This is a genomic window from Corynebacterium sp. MSK044, assembly GCF_030232825.1.
In the GTDB taxonomy this organism is placed as follows: Bacteria; Actinomycetota; Actinomycetes; order Mycobacteriales; family Mycobacteriaceae; genus Corynebacterium.
In genome coordinates this window covers 1-593 of sequence record NZ_JASPJJ010000058.1, presented here as the reverse complement: position 1 = coordinate 593, position 593 = coordinate 1, and the positions used below count along the sequence as shown (strand labels likewise).

Annotated in this window: 1 protein-coding gene; it reads left to right on the top strand. The window is 55.6% G+C overall.

The window, feature by feature from the left end:
* Positions 1 to 161 precede the first annotated feature (161 nt).
* Positions 162 to 593: IS1/IS1595 family N-terminal zinc-binding domain-containing protein (locus QP994_RS11060; protein WP_502870054.1), on the top strand; the 432-nt coding region annotated here is incomplete at its 3' end.

The following is a 593-nucleotide window of genomic DNA, read 5'->3' as shown; positions in this document are numbered from 1 at the left end:
GGCTTAAGGGTCAAAAAGTGTGTCTGGATTGGCTGATTTCCAGTAGGTGACCTGCATTAACGTTGAAAGTATATGCTCTGCAGGCGTATATCTGGTCCATCGTCGCTCAATCCACGGTGTGGCTGTCGCAATGTGCTAAGCAGCGGTGGTTCGGTTACCCAATGCCAAAGAACCGACCACGCTGCCACTGCGGCGGCGAGATGAAACGTAACGGGACCACCAGCAAGGGAACGGTCCGATGGCGGTGTAAGGTCTGCGGCGCATCTAGCGTCAAACGCCGAAGCGATGTCACTAACGCTGCAGTGTTCGCCCAGTTCATCGATCACTGCACCACGACAACGTCACTAGAAGCAGTAGCAAAGCGCCACGGCGTCAGTCATGCCACGATGAAACGCCGATTTAGCTGGTGCTGGCTAGTTGATGTCCCAGATCCCACCATCGGACATACAGGCCGGATCTACGACCAGATCTTCCTCGACGGCACCTACACCGCAGGCGGCTGTTTGATCGTGGCAGCAACACTTGATCATGTCATCGCCTGGCACTGGTGCAAACATGAAACCATCCGTGACTACGAGCGCCTCCTCGAACGC